This is a genomic window from Teredinibacter turnerae T7901, from assembly GCF_000023025.1.
GTDB classification, from domain to species: domain Bacteria; phylum Pseudomonadota; class Gammaproteobacteria; order Pseudomonadales; family Cellvibrionaceae; genus Teredinibacter; species Teredinibacter turnerae_B.
Map to the genome: position 1 here is coordinate 519,377 of NC_012997.1, position 25,657 is coordinate 545,033.

The 25,657-nt window shown below is 50.0% G+C and carries 16 protein-coding genes; 8 read left to right on the plus strand and 8 right to left on the minus strand.

What is annotated here, in order from left to right:
- Positions 1 to 13: 13 nt before the first annotated feature.
- A complete protein-coding gene (locus TERTU_RS02215) occupies positions 14 to 991 on the minus strand; it encodes an acetylating acetaldehyde dehydrogenase (protein ID WP_015820443.1) in 978 nt (325 codons plus the stop codon).
- A 551-nt stretch (positions 992 to 1,542) separates the two neighbouring features.
- On the opposite strand from TERTU_RS02215, the gene TERTU_RS02225 reads away from it, so the two are divergent.
- The 5 genes from TERTU_RS02225 (at position 1,543) to TERTU_RS02245 (ending at position 11,151) form a co-directional block, all read left to right on the plus strand.
- Positions 1,543 to 2,793, plus strand: coding sequence for a hypothetical protein (locus tag TERTU_RS02225; RefSeq protein WP_015819523.1), 1,251 nt, complete (start codon positions 1,543 to 1,545; stop codon positions 2,791 to 2,793).
- A 25-nt stretch (positions 2,794 to 2,818) separates the two neighbouring features.
- Complete coding sequence (locus TERTU_RS02230) at positions 2,819 to 3,835, plus strand: DUF6976 family protein (protein WP_015817370.1); 1,017 nt, start codon at positions 2,819 to 2,821, stop codon at positions 3,833 to 3,835.
- A gap of 678 nt (positions 3,836 to 4,513) precedes the next feature.
- The gene (locus tag TERTU_RS02235) at positions 4,514 to 7,615 is read left to right on the plus strand and encodes a TonB-dependent receptor (RefSeq protein WP_015818269.1); all 3,102 of its coding nucleotides are present in this window, start codon (positions 4,514 to 4,516) and stop codon (positions 7,613 to 7,615) included.
- Between the two features lie 251 nt (positions 7,616 to 7,866).
- Complete coding sequence (locus tag TERTU_RS02240) at positions 7,867 to 9,345, plus strand: tryptophan halogenase family protein (protein ID WP_015820679.1); 1,479 nt, start codon at positions 7,867 to 7,869, stop codon at positions 9,343 to 9,345.
- A gap of 306 nt (positions 9,346 to 9,651) precedes the next feature.
- A complete protein-coding gene (locus TERTU_RS02245) occupies positions 9,652 to 11,151 on the plus strand; it encodes an FG-GAP-like repeat-containing protein (RefSeq protein WP_041590022.1) in 1,500 nt (499 codons plus the stop codon).
- Positions 11,152 to 11,317: 166 nt separating this feature from the next.
- On the opposite strand, the gene TERTU_RS02250 is transcribed toward TERTU_RS02245, so the two are convergent.
- Positions 11,318 to 12,133: a polysaccharide deacetylase family protein gene (locus TERTU_RS02250; protein WP_041590023.1), complete on the minus strand. Its 816-nt coding sequence runs from the start codon at positions 12,131 to 12,133 to the stop codon at positions 11,318 to 11,320.
- A gap of 267 nt (positions 12,134 to 12,400) precedes the next feature.
- On the opposite strand from TERTU_RS02250, the gene TERTU_RS02255 reads away from it, so the two are divergent.
- Positions 12,401 to 15,850 carry an endo-1,4-beta-xylanase gene (locus tag TERTU_RS02255; RefSeq protein WP_015819505.1) on the plus strand — a complete coding sequence of 1,150 codons (3,450 nt, stop codon included), beginning with the start codon at positions 12,401 to 12,403 and terminating at the stop codon, positions 15,848 to 15,850.
- Between the two features lie 185 nt (positions 15,851 to 16,035).
- On the opposite strand, the gene TERTU_RS02260 is transcribed toward TERTU_RS02255, so the two are convergent.
- The 3 genes from TERTU_RS02260 to TERTU_RS02270 form a co-directional block, all read right to left on the minus strand.
- Positions 16,036 to 17,370 carry a GGDEF domain-containing protein gene (locus TERTU_RS02260; RefSeq protein WP_015819048.1) on the minus strand — a complete coding sequence of 445 codons (1,335 nt, stop codon included), beginning with the start codon at positions 17,368 to 17,370 and terminating at the stop codon, positions 16,036 to 16,038.
- A gap of 5 nt (positions 17,371 to 17,375) precedes the next feature.
- The gene (locus TERTU_RS02265) at positions 17,376 to 18,686 is read right to left on the minus strand and encodes a GGDEF domain-containing protein (RefSeq protein ID WP_015819615.1); all 1,311 of its coding nucleotides are present in this window, start codon (positions 18,684 to 18,686) and stop codon (positions 17,376 to 17,378) included.
- Positions 18,687 to 18,964: 278 nt separating this feature from the next.
- Positions 18,965 to 20,320: a glucuronyl esterase domain-containing protein gene (locus TERTU_RS02270; RefSeq protein ID WP_015818687.1), complete on the minus strand. Its 1,356-nt coding sequence runs from the start codon at positions 20,318 to 20,320 to the stop codon at positions 18,965 to 18,967.
- Positions 20,321 to 20,643: 323 nt separating this feature from the next.
- Here TERTU_RS02270 and TERTU_RS02275 point away from each other — a divergent pair, with 323 nt between their 5' ends.
- Positions 20,644 to 21,066 (plus strand): CBS domain-containing protein, encoded by a 423-nt coding sequence (locus TERTU_RS02275; RefSeq protein WP_015819641.1) that lies wholly within the window; start codon positions 20,644 to 20,646, stop codon positions 21,064 to 21,066.
- A 65-nt stretch (positions 21,067 to 21,131) separates the two neighbouring features.
- On the opposite strand, the gene TERTU_RS02280 is transcribed toward TERTU_RS02275, so the two are convergent.
- Together TERTU_RS02280 and TERTU_RS02285 are read right to left on the minus strand one after the other, a co-directional pair.
- Entirely contained in the window at positions 21,132 to 22,103 is a 972-nt protein-coding gene (locus TERTU_RS02280; RefSeq protein WP_015820122.1) for a helix-hairpin-helix domain-containing protein, read from the minus strand.
- A gap of 168 nt (positions 22,104 to 22,271) precedes the next feature.
- Positions 22,272 to 23,471, minus strand: coding sequence for an acyltransferase family protein (locus TERTU_RS02285; RefSeq protein ID WP_015818727.1), 1,200 nt, complete (start codon positions 23,469 to 23,471; stop codon positions 22,272 to 22,274).
- Positions 23,472 to 23,619: 148 nt separating this feature from the next.
- Between TERTU_RS02285 and TERTU_RS02290 the strand changes: the two genes are divergently transcribed.
- Positions 23,620 to 24,504 (plus strand): LytR/AlgR family response regulator transcription factor, encoded by an 885-nt coding sequence (locus TERTU_RS02290; protein ID WP_015818938.1) that lies wholly within the window; start codon positions 23,620 to 23,622, stop codon positions 24,502 to 24,504.
- A 205-nt stretch (positions 24,505 to 24,709) separates the two neighbouring features.
- Here the strand turns inward: TERTU_RS02290 and TERTU_RS02295 are convergent, their stop codons facing one another.
- A complete protein-coding gene (locus TERTU_RS02295; protein WP_015819451.1) occupies positions 24,710 to 25,606 on the minus strand; it encodes an SMP-30/gluconolactonase/LRE family protein in 897 nt (298 codons plus the stop codon).
- Positions 25,607 to 25,657: the final 51 nt, after the last annotated feature.

Consider the following 25,657-nt stretch of genomic DNA (forward strand, 5'->3'; position numbering starts at 1 on the left):
TTACTGGTTTGAATCAAGCTGATTCGGCAACGGGTTGCTTGCTTGAATGGAAAACATCTAACCGGGTTTTATCGACGCTCGCTACGCGCTGAGGGCCAGTGGCTGGACTTTCCTGGATACCTTTGTACTGCGCATACTTTTCTGCGATGGCAATCGCGGCACAGTTGATGATATCCAGATTTCCTGCATGGCTGGGTACCCAGTCTCCCTGACCTCGTATACTGATCAGTATTTCAATGGCGCCGTTCAGGTATCGCGGTGTTCCGATTATGTGATACCCCGGAACATGGGCGCGAACTTGTTGTAGGCGCGCATGGAGAGGGCCATAGAGTTTTTCCAAGTTGGCATCTGTCGTGTGCGCCCGCACCACCGTAAGCATGTCCGGCTTCCAGCTACTGTGCTCGACCTGCAGGTGTACCTCAACACTGCTTACACCGGAATAATTGGCGATTGCGCTTGAAGTGCTGCTGTAATATTCGTCGATATTGGCGAGCGTACCGGGGCCGACAGAATCTTCTGCCAGGTGTGAATGAACTTCGATATGGGATATTTCAGGATAAACTTTCGATAGGGTGTTGATGATCGGTACTGATGCCTGGCCTCCGCAAGTCACCATGTTGATATTATCTTCCGTCGCAACAACGTCACTGTCGATCGAAGGCACACAGAAGCGACCAACTTTTGCCGGAGTCAGATCAATTGCTTTGATACCGGCGATACGGAAAATTTCGGCATGTTTCTTGTGAAAGGCGGCCGATGTCGCATCAAACACTACGTCGAATTTTTGCCCCGAATGGGAAAACGCGTCGATGCTTTGATCTGATATCTGAACGCCCAAAGATTTTGCTTTCTGCAAGCCTTGCGAGCTGTAGTCGCGGCCAACGAAAAGTCCACATTTCAAAAATCTGGATCGCATTATTTTAATAAGAAGATCCGTTCCTATTTTCCCTGAACCTATTATTCCCACATTGAGCTTAGCTGAGCTGGCCATGGACTACTCTCCTCATTTTTGGCTTTATGATGGCTTGCCGCGTGTCGCACTTACCTCCCAGTATGCAGCAACAGAGTTTCTAGTGTATTCAGTTTGGCACTCCATCAGTGAAAAAAGATGACGCCAACAATAAAACGCGTGCGCCAAAAAATTTTAACCTGTTAATGTTTTTCAAAATTACTATAAATTTTTGTCTAATACAAAGGAATTGGTATAACGAAAAAAAGTATGACGTTCTTTGTTGCGTGAAGAGTATTGTTCCTAATGTGAATTTTATAATACATCGCATTTTTGCGATGATTTAGGTGTCTAAACCGAAACGCGTGCGATAGAAATCAAATACTTAGGAGTGAAAGTTGATGTGCATTGATTGACAAGGGCTTATGTTTTCTGGTTCTATTTGATGGCTGAGGCGACGAGTTCTTTTTCGCACTTTTGAAATAAATTTTTGCTGCAAAATAAATCATAAAACAGGCTGCTAAAATTCGAAGGGTGCGGAGAGTAGATTTGCTGTCTTCGCTTTGTTAATCACGTCTAGTTAGGGGTGCTGGATGGAAAAAAACGATCTTCGCGATTTAGAAGTCGCTCTTGGGATTGCTTCTCCCTGGTCGATTAAGTCGATAAAGGTAAACGAAAAAGATCACGCCTTTGATGTATTTTTAGAGGTCGCGGATCAAAAACGTTTATTCGGCTTTTTAGATAGTTACAAGCGTAGCCAGGATGTTGAGCTTGTCTCCGGTAGCTGGCAGTACATGAGTCTTGGCACCTTTACGACGATAATACACGCAGATATTCCTCGTCTTGGTAATGACAACGAAAATGTTGTTGGCCCGGAAAATATTATTCAACCGGCATTTCTTGGGCATCCGTCCCGACAATACTCAAACTTTGTTCGCCAGCGCGTCGCGCTCGGTCAAATCAAAGGGCTTGACAGTTCGGTTATAGCCGAGACTATCAATATCGATGAAAGTCTGGTGAGTTTGGTTTTAAGCGATATTGCAAAATCTAATGCCGATATTCGAACGCTTAGCTGTTTGCCTACCGAAGTCGATCCCGTTTGGGAACGAATTCTGCGTGACCAGGTGCTGCTCAGGACAACGATGCTCCCACTCAAGTTTTTGTTGAGCAAGTTGAAGTTGACGGCAACAAAAATTACCGATTCACGAAAAATTCTTCCGCTCGTATGCGACCTTCGCGACTTTTTTGTAGAGCATGTCGCGGCGATGGATTCTGAAGTGGATCAAGTGTGCGGAATCACTACGGAGCGTCAGCAACAATATGCGCGCGCAGCCAAATCTCGCCATCGCCTTGTTTTGCCCTCGGTAAAAAGTCCGGTTTGGCTCGATGTTCTGAGCGGACGTATCACATTAAATTCACAAAGTGTTCCCCTGAATTTATTAATATCACGTCAGCGCAGTAATTTTGTTCAAGGCAGAACAAAGGAAGAAAAAATAGCGGCTATAGAAATGCTGCGAGAATATTTCCGAAAAAACTACCGGACATTGAAGACTGAATTACTGTTGCTGAATCGCGCAATGAATATTCGGCAAAAGTCTGGCGTGGAATTGCCGGATCCGGAACACGCTGTTTGGCAACAAATACTCAACGACGATACATTAGTGCCGAGCAGTCACATCGCTTACAAATTATTGTTGGCAAAATTGCGAGCCCAGGTCACGACAAAGCCCGACCCGGTAGTTAAACTTGAAGCCGCACGTCGGATACGCGAATTCTTATCGCAAAATCAAAAATCGATGCGAGAAGAATTAAATCTGCTGTTGAAGCAAACAGCTGTCGTGTAATTTTTAGTAATCGGAGCATATATTAATGGCTGGAGAAGGATCAATCTCAGTTGCAAGTTTGGCTGTCGATCGCGCAACAGTTGAAAGCATGATATCGAGAGGCGATTATCTCGTTATCGCCGGTGACGAAAGTGTGTTGGAATCGCTTCCCTCAGGAAATTGGATTGCTGGCACAATTCCTTACTTTATGACTGATGAAGGTGGGAAGGTCGACCAGGAAAAACTGTATGTGAACGTTATTGAGGGCTTGTCTTCGAACAATATGCCGCGTCTGACGTTATACGATACGAACACGATTTCACGTGTTGCTCAGGAAGCGCCTGAACACGGGTTTACCATTCTGATTTTGCCAGCGAATTCGGACGTTCATCTCAATTACGCCCAGAATGCGCCTGATTTTCCGAAGATGTATTTTGCGCCAATTATCGGTTGGATATCTGGCATGCATCTGGACAATATGGGCACGCAGTCGGCCAAAGTAGGCTTCGGTCCTGCAGGGGGTATGCTAAGTGAATCCCAGGCGGCGGCGATGCATATTACCCTGCCCGAAGACCAGGTTGCAGAAATCAAGACGGTTAACCTGTTCGAGCAGGGGGAAGGTGATGCGATTGCCTTTTCTCAAAGCGGCTTTGTCGTTTCTGACTGCAAGGCGGGTGACGCTGACTGGAAGCTTTCTGATTATGTACGCGAAAAAGGCATAGATACGCGCTTACCTTTGGTAGCAAATTATTCAGGAATGATGGTGAATGTGAGTATTCAGGAAGTTTGCGACGACAGCGTGAAGCTATACGCGCCAGTTTTCGCGGATGTAGAGTACCGCTTTGCAAAACCGGTCGAAGACTACGTCACCCAATTTAATGAGCAAATCTCGTCCTCTAATGGTTCTAAGGTGGCGTTTTCCTGTAATTGTATTCTCAACTTCCTCTATTCCGAGTTGGAAGGCAAGAAAACGGGAAAATTTACCGGGCCAATTACTTTTGGCGAGGTAGCCTACCAGTTGCTCAACCAGACGATGGTCTATTTGACGCTGTCTAAAATTTAATCAGTATCCGGCGATATCTAGCAAATCTCATCCTCCTTTTTATGAACGCACAGCTTTGCTGTGCGTTTCTTTTATCTAAAAACTGCCAATTCCCACTCCTGTAGCGGCCTGTTGTTAACTCGACACCTCCGCCTGACAATTAACGTCCTCATTATCTTATCGTGCTGACCACGACTCTATGAGCACTCAAACCAAATGCGGTGTTCGCTGGTATGGCTCTCGGTTTGTGTGAAATTTGATCATTAAGATTGTGCGATTAAGTGTTACCTAATGCGCGAAAAATCACGCTTGTAACCGTAAGTAACGCAAATATTCGGGTTTGCCCATCAAAAATATGAATAACAGGCCGCTAACCTGCGCGTGCTGAACCCACGTATTGACAGCTTAATTTGTGAGAGTAATATGCGTTGACCGTTGAATAATTCTTTCTTATGCTTTGGGCGTGATTACTTAAATCACCGAGATCTGTTGGGAGATTTCGCAGCTCGAAATTTCGAACACTAGGTTTATAAACAACAATAAAACCAGGTTTGAGCATACGAGAGCGTTGTCGTATTTCGGCGTAATAATAATGATAAATACCCTTCCCAATACTTTCCTTAAGAGTGCGTGAACAAATTATAAAAACGCAAATAAGCGTATCTTCAAATAAACTCTAATCGAGGAGTGAGAGTGTCTATGTTTAAGAAAAACAAGTTATCGACAGCTGTCGTTGGTGTACTTGCTACCTCAGCGATCGCGGCGCCAACGTTTGCTCAAGACCAAGCTATCGAAGAAGTTTTCGTAACTGGTATTCGCGCCAGTATGGAAGCAGCGATGGATGTAAAACGTAATTCCGCCGGTGTTGTTGACGCAATTTCCGCTGAAGACATTGGTAAATTCCCTGACACCAACCTCGCAGAATCGCTGCAACGTATTACTGGTGTTTCTATTAAGCGTACCAATGGTGAAGGTTCGGAAATCACTGTTCGTGGTTTCGGTCCAGACTTCAATATGGTGACCCTGAACGGTCGTACTATGCCTGGTGCAATAGCTTACGGCGGTGGTTCCGGTGCGGATGGCACCACTCGTGGTGGTAGCGCTCGTGCTTTCGACTTCTCGAACCTGGCCTCAGAAGCTGTTCGCGGAGTCGAAGTATTTAAAACAGGTAAAGCCTCTATCGCGACTGGCGGTATTGGTGCGACTGTAAATATTAAAACTTCTCGCCCATTGGACGATCCAGGCCTGTCGGCGTCTGTGGGTGTTAAAGCTGTGCATGACACCACTAACCGTGTTGGTGACGACATCACTCCTGAACTTTCTGGTGTAGTGAGTTGGGCCGACGACGACGCAATGTTTGGTGCGTCTTTGAGTGCAAGTTACCAAAAGCGTGATTCTGGCTACACTGGTGCTACTGTAAACCAGTGGAATATCGGCGTTTGGGGGCAGGACGACCTTTATCAGCGTGATATATCTCCAGATGATCCCGGTACTCATGTAAACGATCCAATTTTTGAAAATACACCAGAATTGGGGCAGCTTTATGCGCGTCCTAACGATATTCGGTATGCGTTTTCTGACACCAGTCGCGAGCGTACGAACGCACAGTTAACGTTGCAGTTCGCTCCAAACGAAAAAATTACCGGTACTCTGGATTACACCTTCGCTGAAAACGGTATTGAAGAGAACCGCGGTGAGGTTACTAACTGGGTTCAAAATGGTGGTAACGTTGCACGCGTTGTGTTCGACGATTCAGATGTAGCTACTCCACTTATTATTACCGAAGATTACGCCGATGGCTGGCGTGACCAGGGTTATGAGCAGCAATACCGTAAACAGAAGAACTCTCTGGACTCCGTAGGTATCAACATTGAATACCAAATGTTGGACAACCTGAGTTTTGTTCTAGATGCTCACGATTCAACAATGGAATCTCTTCCAGATGGCCCTGGCGGCATTGGTGAATTGTCTGTGGCGCTAGGCGCTCCAGTTAAAACGGGCAAAACTCTTTATTTCGGAGGCGATCTGCCTTACTGGACTCACCAAATCGATGACTGCCGTCACGCTGATGCGAACCCAGGCAAGGAATTCGTCACTAACTGTAATGGCGTTTTGGACGCTGGCGACATCAGTTCAACGGTACTTCGTAACTGGGCCGCGGAGCAAACCTCTGATATAACCCAGGTGAAGTTGGACGGCACCTTGGAGTTTGACAATGGCCGTTTCGATTTCGGTGTCGAATCTCGTGATATGTCTTCCAACTCTTCTGCCTACAACAGTAATAACAACCAGGTGCTCGGCGGTTGGGGTGCTGACAACCCCGGTGAATTTCCTGCCGGTATGATTGAGCCCTTCGATGTTGTCGGTGAATTCGACGATTTCGATACAGGTGACGCTCCCCACGTTGGTTTCCGCGCAGATGCTCGTGAGCTCGCCGAATTTCTGGTTAGTTCGCCAACTTACGCAGAGTATGATCCGTTTATCGGTTTGAACAACGATGGTCGTAACACTCGTAACGTCAACAACACCGTTGAAGAAGAAACCACTGCGATATACTTCCAGTTTGCACAGTCCGGCACGCTTGGTGACTTCGAAACTAACACCTTGTTAGGTCTGCGTTACGAAACCACGGATATGACGTCCACATCTAACGTTCAGCCTGTGGGTTACTTGAACTGGGCATCGGACGATGACTTCGGCCCAGTGAACGTAGGGGTGGCGACGCCTGAAACAGAGACTGCCAGCTACGATAACCTGTTGCCGAGCTTGGACTTCGATATTTCCTTCCTCGACAATCTGATTGGTCGTTTCTCCTTCAGTAAAACAATCGCTCGTCCAGGCTTCTCTGATCTTGCGGTTGCTGCGGGTAACTTTGGTCTGAGCGGCGCGACATCCGCAGGTGCCGTACCGTCAGCTTCACGTTCTAACCCGAACCTGCTGCCTTTGGAGTCAACTAACTACGACCTGTCGTTGGAATGGTACTTCGCTGACTCCAGCTACCTGTCCGGTGGATTCTGGGAAAAACGTGTAATCAACTTTGTTGGTACCGCACAGGAAGATCGCAACTACTTCGGTATTCGCGACCAAACCGCCGGCCCTCGTGCACAGGCGGCCGCAGAAGCGCTTGCCAGTCAAGGTTTTCTGGTTGATAACGCCAATCTCCACACCATGATGGTTATTCTCGCTGACCCGGCGACATTCCCTAACGGTGCTGCAGACTTTACTGGAATGCAATCACAGATTTCAGCGCTGGGTGAAGGTTGTGCTGAGTGTGATATTCAGCCAAATGACGATGATCCTTTGATGATCTTCCGCACCAGCTACCCCGTTAACAACCGTGAAGCGAAAATCCACGGTTTCGAACTGGCTGTACAGCACTTCTTCGGTGAAACTGGTTTTGGTGTAATGGCTAACTACACCTTCGTGGATGGCGATGTTGAATTCGATAACCTTGCGCCACCAACTGAGCAGCAATTTGCGTTGTTGGGTTTGAGTGACACGGCTAACTTGGTATTGATGTACGAAAACTACGGTGTTCAAGCGCGTCTTGCTTACAACTGGCGTGATGAGTACCTGAACCGTACTAACTATCAGTCGAGCAACAACCCGACTTATATCGAAGCTTACTCTCAGATCGATATGAACGTTTCCTACGATATTACTGACAGTATTTCCGTCTTCTTCGAAGGTATTAACCTGACTGGCGCTGACAACCGTGAGTTCGCCCGTAACGAGAAGCAGATGTACTACTTGGAAGATCTGGGTCCACGTTATGCGTTGGGTGCTCGTTACAGCTTCTAATCGCATGCTGTAACACTCTCTTGTTTACAGGGCCGCTTTTGCGGCCCTTTTTTATTTGTGGTAGAACAGATTAAATCGTTCGGGTTTGCGCGAGATCGATTCCCAATTATTGTCTGGTAGTTACACTCGAGCGCACGAAAGCGAAGTATCGTGAAAGGCCTATTTAAGTGTAGGATCAGTTGAATGACCGAAGCGCGTAGTTGTAATAGGTCAGGCAGCGGCTGCAGACATACCGGATATTGGAGTAAAACATGAGCGAACAAAAAACTAAGGTAGTTATAGCTGGGGGTGGCACTGCTGGTTGGTTGGCTGCGGCTGCGCTGTCCCAGCAATTGGGATCAGCGGTAGAGGTGGCTCTCGTTGAGTCTGCCGAAATTGGCACAGTGGGCGTTGGCGAGGCGACAATTCCCCCGATGAAAACCTTTCACCGGTTGTTGCGCATCGATGAACAGGAATTTATGCGCACGACCCATGCGACATTTAAACTCGGTATTCAATTTGAAAACTGGCGCGTCGAAGGCGAAAAATACTTCCATTCGTTTGGTACCACCGGGCGTGACACACTGGTGTCTGAATTTATTCACTTTTGGTTGCGCGGCCGAGACATGGGTATCGCTAAAGATTTTGGTGATTATTGTGTCGAGTTTAAAGCGGCCTTGGAAAACAAATGCAGTACACAAGGCGACACAAAAGTGAATCACGCATTCCATTTGGATGCGGGGCTGTACGCGAAATACCTGCGAACTTTTGCAGAGAGCCACGGTGCAACTCAGGTTGAAGGCAATATTGCTGAAGTACTACAAGATAACAATTCCGGGTATATCACGGGGCTTCGAATGGCATCCGGTGATATTGTTAGCGGCGATCTGTTTGTCGACTGTACGGGCTTTCGGGGCTTGCTGATCGAACAAACCCTGCACGCCGGGTACGAGAGCTGGGAGCATTGGTTACCGTGCAACAGGGCGGTAGCTGTGCAGACAGCGTCGGTGAGAGACCCGGTACCCTACACGCGATCCATTGCTCACCATGCTGGCTGGCGCTGGCAAATTCCACTTCAGCATCGCGTTGGCAATGGGACAGTATTTTGTAATCGGTATATGTCGGAAGACGAAGCAATTGCTAAATTGTTGGCCGACATTCAAGGCGATGTGATTACCGAACCGCGCGTTATCCAATTCCAGACTGGTCGGCGACGCAAAAACTGGGTTAAAAATTGTGTTGCGATGGGACTGTCTTCCGGATTTTTGGAGCCTTTGGAGTCGACCAGTATTCACTTGATCATGACATCTATTATGCGCCTGCTCCAACTGTTTCCCGGTAAAGATATACAGCAGGCGACCATTGATGAATACAACATGCAAGCAGCCATCGAGTTTGAGTTGATTCGAGACTTTATTATTCTGCACTACAAGGCAACTGAGCGTGAGGATAGTAAGTTTTGGCGTTACTGCAAGCGAATGGATATTCCAGAAAGCCTTGCGCATCGCATAGATCTGTTTCGGGAAACCGGCAAGTCGTATCAAAAAGAGGGCGAGTTATTTCGTCTCGACTCCTGGACTCAGGTTATGCTCGGCCAGGGCATTTATCCTAAGCGCTATCATCCAATGGTCGACAGTATGCAGGCGCAGGAACTGGAACGATTTTTACATGCGACGGCAGCGAATGTGGCTGCAGTAGTGGATTCTATGCCGCCGCATGAAAAATTCCTGGCGGAGTATTGTGCAATATAGCGTTTTGAATTTCACTCGGTGCTTTTGAGCAAACCCGGCGCTTGCCTGATACTAACCCGGCACTTAAATAGATGATTTTATCTATTTAAGTGCGTACTTGAAGTGCTGGCGCCAATGTGTGATTCATCTAATCTTTCGAGGTCTTACATTGGCCTTAGGCCAACGGCGGTGTTTACCTGCACAGCCTGTCAACTTCGCAGTTTTTAATAAGCCATTATCAAATAACCGGCTTGTGTATACTGTGGGGCAAGTCCAGTGAACCAGTGAGAGGCAGTTGTGAGGTCTTTTTTAATTAAGCGGGTGAGTATGCTCACCTTTTTTTGTTGTGTTGCGTTTGGTGTTCATGCGGAAAAAAGCGTTGAGCAAGTAGCACAGCTGGCTAAGCAGGTGTGCGGCGCTTGTCATTATCAACCTTCGCCGGATTTGCTACCCAAGCGGAGTTGGCCTTACGTTATAAAAAGCATGGCGGAAATTGCCGCGGAACGCGCGGGCGCAGCGGTGCTGACGGAGGAGCAGATAAGCGATATCACCGCATTTTATTATGGCTTTGCACCGGAAGAGCTTCCCCGTCTACCCTATGTAGATGATCTCTCTCATTCGCTAAAACCCAAGCAAATACAACAAATTGGCCGCGCGGCAAAACTGCCTCTGGTGGTAAAGCTAAAGTCGGTTGCGCTTACAGAATCCAAAGCGCATCAGTTTTTATTGTGCGATGGTGAGACGGATACAGTCTCCCTTTTCGAACTGCGCGGTAGCCAGTGGCAGGAGAAAATATTAGCGAACGTCCCTGTTCCGAGTAATGCGACCGTTGCGGATATGGACGGTGATGGCGATCTCGATGTGGTTGTTTCTGCGCTGGGTTTGTTTTTTCCGCCCACCGGTGTATTTGCGGGAAAAGTGTTTATTCTTGAACAGGTGTCTCCCGGCAAATTCGAGAAACGGCTAGTGGAGGACAAGCTGGGACGCGTGACCGACGCTCAGCCACTGGATATGGATGGCGATGGTGACATGGATATAGTGCTGGCGGTGTTTGGCGGCGATGTGCCTGGCGAGATTGCCTGGCTGGAGAATAAGGGAAAAAAAAGCGCTTTCGAAAAACATACGCTTTTACCAATTGGTGGTGCGTTAAATATTACGCCTATCGATATAAACGGCGACGGACGCCTGGATCTCGTCAGTTTTTTTACCCAGGAATTCGAGCATATTCTTGCGTTAATAAACAAAGGCGGTGGGGAATACGAAAGGGCTGTTTTATTTCAGGCGGCGACGCCCATAGGTGGGCCCACGTCGATCAACTTCCCGGATATGGATAATGACGGTGACCCGGATATATTATTCACTAATGGCGATGCACACGACTACCAGCACGATCCAAAACCTTACCACGGTGTGCAGTGGCTGGAAAACAAGGGCAACTTGGCTTTCGAGTATCATGAGGTCGGGCGTTTTTACGGGGCTTCTTACGCGCAAGCCGGTGATGTGGATGGCGATGGCGATATGGATGTTGTGGCATCGAGCTGGAACAATTATTGGGATGACCCAAAGCGACAAACCTTGGTTTGGTATGAGAACACCGGTAAGTTTGCTTTTACCAGTCACGGGTTAATGAGCAGGCCAAAGAGTATGGTGACCTTCGAGTTGGTAAATCTGGATAAGGATAAGTCACTGGAGCTGGTAGGTGGAATGTTCGATATTGATTTACTTAAAGATTACATCAACGCATTGGTCGAGAGTAAAGACGCTGCCGATAAGCTGGTAGCCGGGCAGGAGGACAAGCCAAGATTGTTAAAGCTGGATTTGCACTAAGGGGGTAGTGCGGTAACCCACCTCATCTCACCGTGCTTGGTGCTTGAAACTAAGGTCAGCGGATTTTCGCTGGCGGTGGGTATGAGGCAAGTCTGTCGGATATAGAAAAATTATCAGCGGACTGGTCGCGCGTAATTGCTTGTCGACCAGTCTTTAGAATGAAGATCTATTTTTTTGCTTTTTGTTTGTCTTTCACATAATTTGCAATGTCAGTCACTGGCGCTATCCAGACATCTTTTTTATGTTTGCCAAGGTAATTCACCAGTTCAGCGTGCGCCTCTTTAGACACGTTTAAGCCGTGCTCGCCACCCACGCCGTGAAATAAAAATACCACCCAAGTGTGGTTCTTTATTCCGGCTTCCACCAGGGAAATCAATTTCTCGGCAGAATCGCCCATCACCATATGAGATGGGATACGCATCAGATCCACCTTGTCGATTGTGGGGGGCGTTCCGCCAACCATGCGGGCAGCAGTAAACATGGGTGTAATAGTTTCCACGTAGGATTTACCTGCAACTTCCGTATCGCCACAGGGGTAGGCGAAGCTGCGTTCGGTTTTTCCGTCCAGCGCCTGGAGCAGGGTGTTGTTGATGTTAAGATTACCTATGTAGCGTTGTTCGCTCCACTCATTCAGATAGAGTTCCTTGTTCAACCACTCGCGCCCTGGTTTGTCTCCAGCGCAGGGATGAAACAAAGTGTGGTTGCCCAATTCGTGACCGCTTGTCGCTATGGCGCGCCAATCATCCAGTCTGGATCGCAAGGGCCACGAGTTTGAGGTTACATAGAAAGTCGCTAAGAGGTCATTTTGTGCAAGTACGGGAGCGACATTGTCGATGTGCACTCCAAGTGCGTCATCGTAGGTGAGCGACACTGCAGCACTTTTACCATTCCATGGTGAGTCTGCGCCGTATGAGCCGGCACTGAATAAAATGAGAAGCAGAACGAAGATTCTGCGATAGAAACAAGGTTTTATTTTGCCCATGGATCGTGATTGTGAAGGCTTCATGGATGGTTTCCTCTATAGCTTGAAATACCCGACAGGCGGCAATAGTTACACCGCCAGAAAAGAAATAATAGTCGGTGTTTCGACAAGGGTAGCGAATATTACTTATTGGGACATCAAGGAGTCACCACCGCAATGCAGTTAATTGCGGTGTCTCGCGGCAAAAAACCGCAACAATTAGAAAATAGAATGTTGGCGTGCAAATCAACGTCATGGATTTCAATTGTCCTTTAGGAGGCTTTCGCTATGCGCTTTCGTACCAAGCGTCTCGGGCTCGCTATGCTCGCGTTGGGGGTATTCCCTTCTGCAGCTATGGCAACATCCGATTTTTCTTTAGAGTTACTCTTTCCTGGTCTTTCCCGTCCTGCACCGGGCCAAGTGGAAACACTGGCCGATGCTGCTGAGCAGTCCCGCCGTTTAGTCGGTGTGGCAGCAGGCTACGGACTGGTGACCAACGACGAGCAGTTTGTCGATATCGTCACCGGCGAATTTAACTACATGACCCCGGAAAACTCCGGCAAGTGGGGGCCCTTGCAGCCCGCACCGGGCGTGTGGAATTTTGACACCCACGACCAGATGGTCGAGTTCGCGGGCCAAAGCGAATTGGCTTATAAAGGTCACGCATTGGTTTGGCACTCTCAAGCGCCAGGTTTTGTGACTGACGACCTTTCCGCCGACGAGCTGCAATCGCTTATCGACGATCACATCACGACAGTTATGTCGCGCTACAGCGGTGAAATCCGCGCTTATGACGTTGTAAACGAAGCCATGGGCGACGATGCAGAGTATCGAGATTCTGTGTTGTACCGCACCCTCGGCGCTGATTTTATTGCGAACGCTTTTCGCACAGCGCATTCGGTAGATCGCCGCGCAGTGCTGTTCTACAACGATTACAACATCGCGGGCCTCAACGCGAAGTCCGATGCAGTCTACGAGATGGTTAAAGGCCTGGTGCATAACCGGGTGCCCATCGATGGCGTCGGTTTTCAAATGCATTTGACCGCTGCTACCGCGCCCAGTTACGACGAGCTAGTGGCTAACTTGTCGCGCTTCGCTAATTTAGGTTTACGCGTAAACATCAGCGAGTTGGATGTGCGTGTTGCTGATTTACCCTGGGACTATCAAACCAACATCGCTATTCAGCGACAGGTTTACCATCGCGTGGTAAGTGCCTGTATGGCGGTGCGCCGCTGTGAAGCGGTGACCACCTGGGGTGTGTCAGACAAAAACTCCTGGATTAACTACACCTTTGGCGAAGACGCTGCTCTCGCCTGGGACGATGATAACCAGCGCAAGCCCGCCTATTACGGCATGCTGGATGGATTCATGGGCGTTGAGCCAGACGAGAGCCCATTGCCAAACCTCGTCGCCAACAGCGAATTTGAGGGCGGCGTGCAGGGCTGGACAGGTGAAAATGCGGATGTACATCGCATTCGCGCAGTAGGTAAGCCACAAGCCAATTCGATGCTGGTTATCGGCCGTGGCTCACGTGAAGCGGGAGCGAGCTACGACTTTTCTGACGTTGCCCTGGCAGGTCAGAGTTACGATATAAGCTCGCAAGTCAAAATACCTCAGCTTTCACTGGTGCCCTTACTTTCGCGTTTATTCGGTCTGGCCCGTGGCGATACCGTGGAAATGAACGTGCGCACGCTGTGTTCTGATGGCACTGAAGAGTTGACCAACCTGGAAACCGCGTTCGCGACCTTTGGCCGCTGGCAAACAATTGGTGGTACGGTGACCTTGCCGAACTGTGAGATTGAAGCAGTCGATTTATTGGTCAATGGCCCGCGCGCAGGTACCTCAATACAGGTAGACAGCGTAGTGGCACGTCCGCAGGTGCTGGTTCCAACCGCTGAAGGTTTCTCTGAAAACCTGGTGACCAACCCTTATTTCGAGGATGGCGCTTACGATTGGTTCGGCTTTGGCAGTGCGGTTGTGGAAACCACTACAGACAATGTTAAATCCGGCGCTCAAAGCGGATACGTCACTGGTCGCACTGACAGCTGGCAGGGCCCCGCCACCAACGTAACGGCAGGTGTGCAAGCGGGCGATATCTACGATATGTTCGCCTGGGTGCAGGCCGAAGGTGCCGACTCACGAATTGGTGCAACTCTCAAAGTCAGTTGTGCCGGTGAAGACGATTCCTATCTGAACATTGGCAATGTCAACGTTACTGCTGGCGAGTGGGCCTTGCTGCGTGGAAGCGTGCTGGTGCCTGACTGTGAATTGCTGGATGCAACCCTGTACTTCGAAGGACCTGCTGCAGATGTAAACATGTTAATCGACGAGGTGTATTTACGTCGTGATAACAAAGCCTCGGATGCGCTTGATATTGTCGACGATGGCAACCTGCACCTGAACGGTGGTTTCGAGCTGGGTACCGAAAGCTGGACTACTTGGGGTGGTGCCTTAGGTACCAGTGACGAATACGTACATTCCGGTTCCGCGGCTGGCGTTTTGTCCTCGCGTACCGCGTCCTGGCAAGGTCCGGTGTTCGATTTACTCTCAGTTGCCAGCGCTGGCGGGGAGTACGAAATCACGGCCTGGGGCATGGTGCAAGGCGTCTCGCAAGACACGCTGAATATCACGGTGAAGACGACCTGTGGTGGAGAGTCCGCGTATCACCAGCTGGCATCCACACTGGTCAACAACACCGATTGGACCGAGCTTTCCGGCGCTGTCACCTTGCCGTCTGATTGTGATCTCACCGAAGCGACCTTGTATTTCGACGGCCCGGCAGTGGGTGTGGATACCTACCTGGACGACGTGTTCATCTCCGGTGAAGCACCGAGCGTACCCAATCTGGTCATTAACGGCGACTTCGAAGCTGGCATCAACGATTGGCAGGTATGGGGTGGCGTTCTTTCTGTGAGTGACGATGCTCACACCGGCGCGCAGAGTGCTCTGCATTCCGGTCGTACCGCCGACTGGCAGGGTCCGGTGTATCCGCTGAGCGTTGTTGCAGACACGGACTACAATGTTAGCGCGTTCATCAAAATTGATGGCGCGGCCACAGCGACCGCTAACATCACCTTGAAAACAACCTGTGCGGACGGTTCTGAGGAATATCTCTGGGGTGGTCAGGCTGAGGTTAACTCGAGCGGCTGGACCGAGTTGTCTGGCGTAGTCACTACCACATCATGCGAGCCGATGGATGCTGTCGTTTACTTTTCCGGGCCAGCAGTTGGTATTGATATTCTGCTCGACGACGTCGTGGTGTGGCAGGAAGGCGCGGTTGTAGAACCGCCCGCGGGCAACCTCGTTGCTAATAGTAGTTTCGAAGAGTCATTGGACGGCTGGATTAGCTGGGGTGGTACCTTGGAGCGCTCTGCGGATCAGGCGTACGATGGTAGTTATTCCGCTTACCTGACCACGCGTACCGGCGATTGGGAAGGCCCCGTGTACAGCTTGCTCAGCAGTGTTACCGCTGGCGCCAGCTACGACATCGCAGCGTTTGCACGCGTCGATGCGGGCAGTGCCGAAGCGATGAATATCACTGTAAAAGTGGCCTGTGACGATGGTTCAGAGGAGTATATCTGGGCGGGTTCCGCAGAAGTTAACGAAAGCGATTGGACTGAAGTGGCTGGCAGCGTAACATTGCCGGCATGTAACCTGACTGAAGTGTCCATGTACTTCGGTGGCCCGGCGCAAGCGGCGGGAATCTACCTCGACCAGGTCAGTGTTGTCGCTTTGTAATACTTTGGCGGCTTATCAATAACAGAAGCCCGGCGCTCCGTTGCCGGGCTTTTTTATGTGTGTAATTTATTAACTCGAAGTGGTTGGGGCGAACCCTCTGGAAAGCCAAGCCTTCACTTTTAATCTGGCGATTGAACAGTTGATCCTGCCTATTAACTTCGTAATTTTCATTGCCAAGTTAATATCTAATCTGCATCGGTATCTGCTACCGCGCACACTTTGTTTCGGCCCTGGGTTTTGGCCTCGTAGAGCGCGGCGTCCGCGCGTTTAAACAAGTCGTCCAGATTGGGCGTGGATAACGCGGAGACACCGAAGCTCGCGGTGATTTGCCGTTCAGGATGCAAGGGTGCATCTTCAAGTTTTTTGCGTAGCAGCTCGGCCAACACCTGCGCCTGGTATAAATCGGTGTCGGGGCAAACCAGAATGAATTCTTCTCCGCCCCAGCGTGCAAGGAAGTCAGACCGGCGAATGTTTTCCGCTAAAAGTTTCGCGGTCAATTTAAGGATCTGATCGCCTACATCGTGGCCGAAACTATCGTTAACCTGTTTAAAGTGATCGATATCGATTAACACAAAGGAGAAGGGTGTACGCCGCTCCTTCCAGTTATTCAGTCCGTCGTAGAGAACATCCCGGATGCCAATGCGGTTGAGTAAACCGGTTAATTGATCCGTTTTCGCAAGATCCTCAAACTGCTTATTTTGCAGGTTGAGCAATTTGTTAATAGCTACCAGCTCCTGCTGATGTTTTACATTGCGGCGCAACTCCAGCTTCAGGTGGATCATCCGGTAGAGGAGTAGAAAGAATATAAGTACACACCAGGCGATAACCATACCCTTATAGAGTGTCTCATCCGAAAACAGGTGGCCATGCCAGAGCACCTTGCGCAGGCGGATGGTATGGTCGCCAAAGGTTGCTTGTGAGCCGGTTTGCACTTCGAGAAAAACGACGTCGTTAAATTCCGGATGGGATTTTTCCAGGGGAATTTTTTTGGTGACAAGCCACCAGTCAGCCACGTTGAAATCAGCCATACTGAGCGTAAAGCCGGTATCGAGTTGTTCCACTGGAATTTCCACCATGTTGTACTTGGTACTGGTGTCGTCTCCCACCTGGTAGTAGTCCGGGTGACGGTTGCGCAAATAGAACCGCAATGAATCGCTTGGGCCGCTGTAGCTGGCCCAGATGGTCATCGTATCGTAGTCGCTTAAATTCAACCCGCTCCAGCTATCGTCGAATAAAGAAAGGCGCATGCTGCAATAGGGACTGCGAAACTTGTTACCCATTCTGCACTGCCAGATCTGCTTGTCTGCGTCCAGCCAGATGGCCTCACTGTTGCCGTTCGAGTAGGTATCGTCGGTGAGCACCGCCTCGTAATCCTGTGGATAGATTTCAAGGCTGCGTTGAATCCAGTCTTTGGGGGCGAAAATCAGAATGATGGATACGCAGGCGATCATCCCCAATAAGGCTTCCGTCCGCGAAATGGCAGGTAGTAGAGTCGATTTATTGGAGCTGTGTTCGGTCATGCCATTCACCCATTGGTGTAGACGCAATTGCGCCCGTTTTGCTTGGCTTTATAGAGTGCGTCGTCGGCGGCTTTGAATAAATTGTCCAGGTTATCCTCTTTAAGCGCCGCCACGCCGAAACTGGCCGTAATAGTGGTTGCGGTATGGATCTGTGCTGTTTCAAGTTTGGAGCGCAACATTTCGGCGATTTGCTCGGCTTGTGTCAAGCTGGTGTCTGGCAGCATCAAAAGGAACTCTTCGCCTCCCCAGCGGGCAACATAGTCGGACTCTCTTACGTTGCTGCGTACTAATTCCGCGCTCTTGCGCAGTACCTGGTCGCCGACATCGTGGCCGTAACGGTCGTTGACCATTTTGAAGTAATCCAGGTCAATCAACACGAATGCCATTGGGGTTTGGGTGTGTTTCCAGGCGTTTAAGCCAGCGAGCAGAGGCTCGCGTATGCCAATGCGGTTGAGCAGGCCGGTGAGCTGGTCGGTTTTAGCGAGGTCCTCGAACTGCTTGTTTTGCAGGTTCAGCAATTTGTTGATGGATTCGAGCTCATTCTGATAGTTGCGTGTGCTTTGCAGTTCAGCCTTGAGGCGGGTTAAGCGCAGCAGTAGCAGCAGAAAAATCGTCGCCGCCCAAACCAGTGCGATCCCCCGGTACAGGGTTTCGTTAGAAATATAATTGCCCTGCCAGATTATTTTTTCGATCTGTATTTCATGGGTGCCCGAATGAAGTGCTGAGCTGGTTTGGAACTCGATATAAATAACATCGTTGAACTCCGGGTGCGACTCCTTCAGCGGAATTTTCTTTTGTACCAGCCACCAGTCTGCGACCTCGAAGTCCTGCAGACGCACACCTACACCATTGCGCAGATTTGCGATGGGAACCTCGGCCTGGTTATATTTCGTTGTAGTTTCATCACCCAGCACATAGTAGCGTGGGTGTCGGTTGCGCAGGTAAACCCGGATGTAGTTGGCCTCGCCAAGGTATTCGCCAACAATCGTCATTTTGTTAAACGCACGTAAATCCAGGCCGCGCCAGTTTTCGTTAATGGTACTTATTTGGAAGCTGCAGTAGGGTGCATAGATTGCGTCGCTCAGAATACAGCGCCAGCGGCGCGCCTTTTCGTCAACCCAGGACGCTTCGCTTTTGCCACCGGAATAGCTATCACCAGCGATATTGGCCTGGTATTCACTCGGGCGAATTTCAAGCTTACGGGTGACAATATCCTTTGGGGTAAGCACGCAAATAATCGACAGCAGGGCCAGCAGGCCGAGAGTGGCATCAAACCGGGATAAGGCGTGGAGGTTTTTCAAACGGGTAGCAGGCATTAACGAAGTGACCCTAAGCATCTAAAAGGGTTTTTGATAAGTGTAGTCAATATACCGGCAAATGCTGACGCATAAATCGTTATATGCGATTGACTAATCGCGCTATGGCCCGGCGATAGCTGGGCTGGCGAAAGGAGGTGTGGCGCTATAATCATTATTATTATCCCAACCTTGGGTTGCCTATAGCATACTCAATGCGGGGTTTTTGGCACGAAAACACCCGCAAAAACAGCCAACTTTATGCGCTGGCGCAAATTTCTATTAGGTTTTGACGGGGCTTACTTGAGCCTGTTCGGGCTTGCCCACTGGCGCGTTGCAAAGGTGATAAAGGTTTCCCAATTGGGCGCAGGTGTATGTCCACCTTCATGCTGCCTGAAGGCAAGTTTACCTGCAAGTAACCCGTTGCCCACCGCCGGTAACTCGTTTTGGGTCACGCCTTGTTCGCCGAACAGCGCGTAAGCCGGCGTGGCATGGTAGGCCGCGAGCAGCATACCTTTCGGATCGACCCAACTCTCGCCCTGGCTGCCGACGCTCACCAGCACGGGGCGTGGAGCACAGAGCGCGAGTAACTGATGCGCATCGACGGGAATGTCGTTAACTTTCTTCGGGCCTGCATACTTGACGAAATTACCTGCCATCCAGTGGTACTCTCCGGCGCCGGCAAGGTTACCCACTTGTTCCCCAAAGTTGCGACGCCAGAGCTTTGCACCGCCTTCGCCGGAAGAGCTGATAAATCCCGCGGCGAATCGATTATCGAAAGCCATGGCGACCAGTGCCGCCTTGCCAAAGCGCGAGTGGCCGTGGACACTGATTCTGTCTGCTGCAACCCGGCTATCGGTTTGCAAATAAGTGAGTACTTGCGATGCACTCCAAGCCCACGCCCTCAATGCACCCCAGTCGGTGGGATTGCGTGGCTTGCCATTGTTAACAAATCCGATAATACCTTGTGATAAGCCGTCGCCCGAGTCGGCCTGGAACTCGGTAGGAATAATTTCCGCGTAGCCCCAGCCAGCATTAACAACCTGCTCCCGCCAGCGGGCATTGTCCGCCTGTATTTGGGCGTAGCGCTCTGCGGGCATACGATCGCGGAAACGCTCCCAAATGCCAGGGTCGAAGCTCATCACTACTACCACCGGTACGGGCTTGTTAGATTTCGGCAGGACCAGGGTAAAGTTTAGCGAGAGATTGAGTGCTGCATTCTCTGGGTGAACGAGGGTGCTGGTGAAATGCTGACGAATCGCACTGGTGCCGCTGTCGTCAATTGGTGTGGTGGAACCTGCCTTCCAGTGCAGTTCCGGCGCACCGCCGGGAACATAGCCGTATATCTCCTGAGAAAAAGTGTTGAGCAATGCTGGCCGGTTAGCCTCCCAGTCGGTGGCGCTTGCGATGGCTTGACCGCTGACGCTAGTAAGTAGTGGTGGCAGAGAGTCCAGTGCAGTATTCGCCTTGGCCTCATCTGTATTTGCCGCGAAGGGAGAATCGGTATTCCCGTCAGCGCCGCGGCGCAGGTTTTCAATGCCCAACACGTGAAGTAGCTGTGCGTGATCCTGATCTGCGGTTAAGGGAGCGGATTGAGCGATGCCAAGATGGCCAAGCAAGAATGCCAAAAGGGTGTAGCGCAACGGATTTCTCATATTTTTTGGAATATTTTAGCGTTGTTATAGGATGTGCGGTCTTGCTGCTGAAAGGCTCCGCCCCAGGCTAATAACCGAACAAACAGTTTAGTAGCAAAACTATTCCATTGGCTAGTCGAGAAAGCAACCACTGGTAAGCCAATCTTCGCCACAGGCGGGCTCCAGGCCCGGGTTTGTTGGCTCCGGATATGTCAATTTACGCATCAACTCTGCAACATATGAAAAATATCCAGCTAGGCTAAAAGAAGAACCCTTCAACTGGCGCCGTCAGCAGGCTCAACGGATTCGTCCGCCTGTAGTGGCAAACTTAGAGGTTGGATCTAATGCTCAATTCCGTAGACGCAGATGATTATATGACGGCTAACCCCGTGATATTTTCGCCTGAAACCGATATTTATGAAGCGATTCAAGTATTAGTTGAGAGAAGAGTTACCGGGGGAACCGTATTAAATGCTCAGGGCGAAGTGGTGGGAATCGTCTCTGAGCTGGATTGTCTGAAAGCGGTTATCCAAACCGGCTATTATGGGGAAGGCGGCGGCACTGTTGCAGATTTCATGTTTGCAGGCAACATCCAGTTTATGGACGATCACGCAAATATCGTGGACGCAGCGCAGAAACTCTTAGCGTCAGGTCGCCGGCGTATGCCGGTCCGCAAAGACGGAAAGTTCCTGGGCCAGGTGAGCGCGCGCAGTTTGCTGATGGCATTTGTTGCGGCGGTCAACCGTACGGGTGACCCAGGTAGCTAGGGCCAACTATCGGCGCGATTGCGACGATAAGGGGGCGGCTTCTTTTTAATGGGTTATATAACGTATTAAATAGTAATACTGGTACGCAGTTTTTCCAGTAACTTGGCTCCCATCCCTTTTACTTTCAGAAGATCTCCGGTTTCCTTGTAGGGGCGGCGGGCGATGATTTCTTTAGCCAGTGCAGTGGATACGCCCTTGAGGTTTTGTACTTCCGCGAGCGAGGCGCTGTTCACGTTAACGAGTTCAATCGCTTTCGCCTTGGCGACTTTTTTTAATTTTTTCGGCGCACCTATTGGTGAGGATTTAACCTGGGAAGCTGGTTTTGTTTCTGTGGAAGTTGTTTTCGCGGGTGCGGTGTCTGAAGGTGATTTTTCTGCAGGTGCTGTTTTGGCCTGTGTCGCATCAGCGGTTGGTATTTTGATCGATGCAGTTTCAGCGGGCTCAAGTTTTTCAGTTTTTTCGCCAGCAGTTGTTTTAGGTGTTAAAGCTTCTTCGTCTGCGGGTGTTGGAGAAATTATTTTCTCCTCCTGCGCGTTTTCGCGCAACGTAATTTCTTTTTCGACATTCGCCGATTTCGCTTCTCTATCGACGGGTAAATTAATTATTTTGCCTTGGGACTTATGCACCAGTTCCGGTACCCAATTAACAACATAGGGAACGGGGAAATTAATGTAGTCGCGGGTTACAAAGCCACTGTGCGTCCATTCGCGCAACATCAGCGTCAGGTGCCAAGTGCCCACAGGCGGCTCACTAAAGGGCACTTCAAACATATTGCTACCCAGAAAATGCTGGCCAAAAATTTCTCCGACGTAAGCGCCAGCCAGTGCAACGCCATCAAACTCGCCGCCGCTATAAGGCTGTCGCAATCCCCATAATTCTACGGCTAAGGTTCCGCTTACATCCCCAACGGGACGATTATTTAACACTTTATCGACATTCAGATATAAGGTGTTATCCACAATCTGAAAGCTGCAATTTCCTTCGATGACGGGAGATGAAAATTCTTGGTTTGCATGTGAAAGAGGAGAGTTAAGCATGGCGCATTTCCTTGTTATTAAAATCGCGGCGATTCTAATTCATTTGCGACACAATTTTTTTATCTGGCACAACCATTTTAAAAAAAATGGCGCGAAATACTTTTATATTTTCCTCGTATTAAAACCTTACACTAAAACGCCCTAAAGCAGGGCGTTTTGGTCTTGAAATTAAACGGTAGTTTGGGGTGTTAACAACCTGTTGGAAGATTCATTCTTTTTCCGCGGAATACCAAAAACAAAGGCTGCGCCCGGAATTCGACGAAGAAGCTCGTAGGCGAACGCGCAACTGGCTAGCGTGAGAAGAATCAGCGCAGTGGCTTCAATACCCGGCGGCAGATCGTAAGGGCGAAGCCAAAACGCGAATACCAGAATGCAGGTTTGGTGCAAAATGTAGTAGCAATAAACCCCGCGGTTTAAATATTGTACCGCGCGGTTTTCGCGGCAAAAAATTACTTGCGCCCAGCCGAGAATAGTCAGTAACCAAAGCCATTTGTTCAGTGCCCATAATCCCGTTGTAAGCCACTCGACAAGAGCGCCCTCGCCAAGTTCACCGCCAGAAAAACTAAAGGCAATAAACCCATAAGTGAGGATGGCCATCGGAAGTGTCGCATGCCGTAGGTGCTTAATCCATTGCCAGCACCTTGGCTGCGAGTAAATGAGTATGCCGAATAGAAATGCTATGCCATAGCGGCCGTGATTAAAGTAGTCGCCAAACAGGGCGTTGGTTGGCGGGTAATCCTCGTACAGCCAGCGGCTGTTTAAACTGAGCAGGATAACCGGCAGCAGCACAACGGTAATCCAGGCGGGGAATTGCGATAATACAAGCCGTAGCCACGCCCGCAGGCGCGACCCCATCGCATAGTACGCTGCGCCGGCTGCAAGTGAATAGGTCAGCAAATAGGGGAGATACCAGAGATGGTTCCAGGTGATATGGAGGTCGTCGATGGTTTTATGTCCCTCAAACAAAGGAGAGTCTTGATCCAGGTAGGCACCCCAAAATGACAGGTAACTGTAGCCGCGCTCGATCAGCCCAATGTGCACTGCTTCTATGTATACCTGCGGAACCACAACAACCAGCATGCCGAAAATGAGTGGAACAATCAGGCGTGTGGGTTGTTGAATAAAAAAGCGACTGGGCTTTTTGCGCTGCAACATTGTGGCGACAGCGAAACCGCTGATAATAAACAGCAGCGACATTCGCCACTGGTTGGACCACAGCATCAGAAACTGTAAGCTCTCGCTTTGGTGAAGGCTTTTATAATGCCAGCCCCAATCAGCGACGTAATACATCCCTGTGTGGTAGAAAATGAGCAGCGCAAAAGCGCCAACCCGCAGCCAGTCGAACTCGTGATAACGCATATTTTGCATACAGAATGTCCCGCAATCGTGGTCAGAAATACCAGCGCATGGTGGTCGCGGAGCATGCTAAAAGGTAGCGCTAAGTGATTGATTTACGTGCAATAGTGATAACCGGAAGCCCACTGGGACGAGTGTGGTGCGTGGGGTTAACTTACAGATGACAGAGGTCCAACGGGCGGATAAATTCAAGCAGCATTTTTTGATGCACCAGCGACTTTGGTGCACGGTGCTGCTGCTTCTTTGGGGCGCACTCAACGTGTTGGTACTCACCACAACTGTGTTGATGGACGCGGCCAGCTTTGGGCGCCCGTTGCCAATCTGGGAACCTCTGTGTTGGGAGTTAACCAGCACAACGGCGATTCTGTTGTTGATCTGGGCGATGACAATCGTCCTGCCCCGCTGGATAGAAAATAAACCCTGGTATCAGCAGGCGCTGTTACATCTGCTATTAACCATACCGTTTTCACTGGTACATGTGCTCACGATGATGGCCTTGCGCAAGCTGTGGTACTGGCTTGCGGGTAGCCTGTATCAGCCGTTCGACGCTGGTTGGTGGTATGTGCTTTTTTACGAGTTCCGCAAAGACTTTATGAGCTACTTCCTCATCCTCTTTGTGATTTCCGGCTACCGACTTATGGTGTTGCGGCTTCGTGGAGAGGCCACCTATGTACCCACGGGAGAAAAGTCGGTGCCCGTGGAGGAAAGTCCGCCCCAGCAACTGCTGGTCAAGAAGCTCGGTAAAGAGTTTTTAATCCACACAGCTGACATAGAATGGGTTGAAGCCGCAGGCAACTACGCCAATCTACATGTGGGCGCGGCGGTGTATCCCATGCGCATTACCATGGCACGGCTCGCCGAACTGCTACCTGCACCTGGTTTTATTCGTATTCACCGCTCGACTATTGTCAGCAGTCGAGCGGTCGCACATATCGAACCGCTGGACACGGGAGATCACCGAGTGACGCTAAAAGATGGTAAGGTTTTGAGCTTGTCCCGCCGCTACCGAGAGCATTTTCGCGATTCGTTAGCCGTTGGCAGCTAGGCACCGACGTAATCGAGCCCAGTCCAGCCGCTGTATGAGTTGGCTTTCTCTATTTATACGTGTGGTTTTGTGAATTCGTTCGTTGGCGTTATTCTTGGCGGCGATTCCCAAAAGTAGTGACCGAAAGAAGTTACCAAAAGAACTTCCTAACAGTAGCTACTAGAAATAGTTATTAGAAGTCGCTATTGGAAGTCGCTCCCAGCACTCATTCTCGGCGCAGTCGAAATAAATAGTTCGCCGAGGTAACGATCATTTCCTTTTGTGCCCTATCGATAAACTCCAGATTCGTAGGCCGTTGCGGCAGAGCCACGCGGTAGAGAAACTGGCCAGTGGGTGTAAAAACCTGAATACCGTTTTCTGTTGCCACATAGATATTGCCGTCTGCGTCTTCCTCCAACCCATCTGGCGCGGCCGCGCTAACACCTTCAGTGTTGAGGGTAGCGAACGCCTCTGGCTCAGCGACAACGCCTGGTTGCACAACAGGGTAGCGCAGGAACGCGTTGGTCCCCATGTCGACCACATACAGGAATTTGCCGTTCTTGCTCAACAATATCCCGTTTGGTTTGTCCAGATTGGCGTCGAGCAAATGGGCTTCACCGTCGTGGCCAACATAGTAGATGCCGTTAACTGGTTGATGACGATGCTTTACCGGGTCCCAGGCTGGGTCCGTAAAATAGGCGCCGCCATGATCGTCCAGTGTGATGTCATTGGGGTGATTGAAGCGTTTCCCCTGGAAGCCACGTAGTAATGGGCGCAAGGTTGCGGTTTTTGGGTCGTACAGCGTAATGCGACCAAGCTCCTGAGTACATATCCAAAGCTTTCCCGTGTCGTCCATTGCCATACCATTGGCGGCGTGGGTTGCTTCCTGTTCGGTGGCCAGCTCCCCAGTGCGCAAATTATATTTATACAGTTTGCTGGCAAATATATCGGTAAAAAACAGCAGGTCCTCTCCATCCCATGTTGGCCCTTCCGCTAGCTCAAAGGCCGGTAAGTTGAGTTGTTCAACGCGAAAGGGATTGGCGCCCGAAGGCCCTTTACGCAGCTCTGGCGCGCAGCCGAGCAGTAGCGAGGTAAGGAGTAATAGCGAAGCTGATCGAAGCATAGATTGGGCAAGAGAAGATTACGTCATTAATACATGCAGTCTAGCTTATAA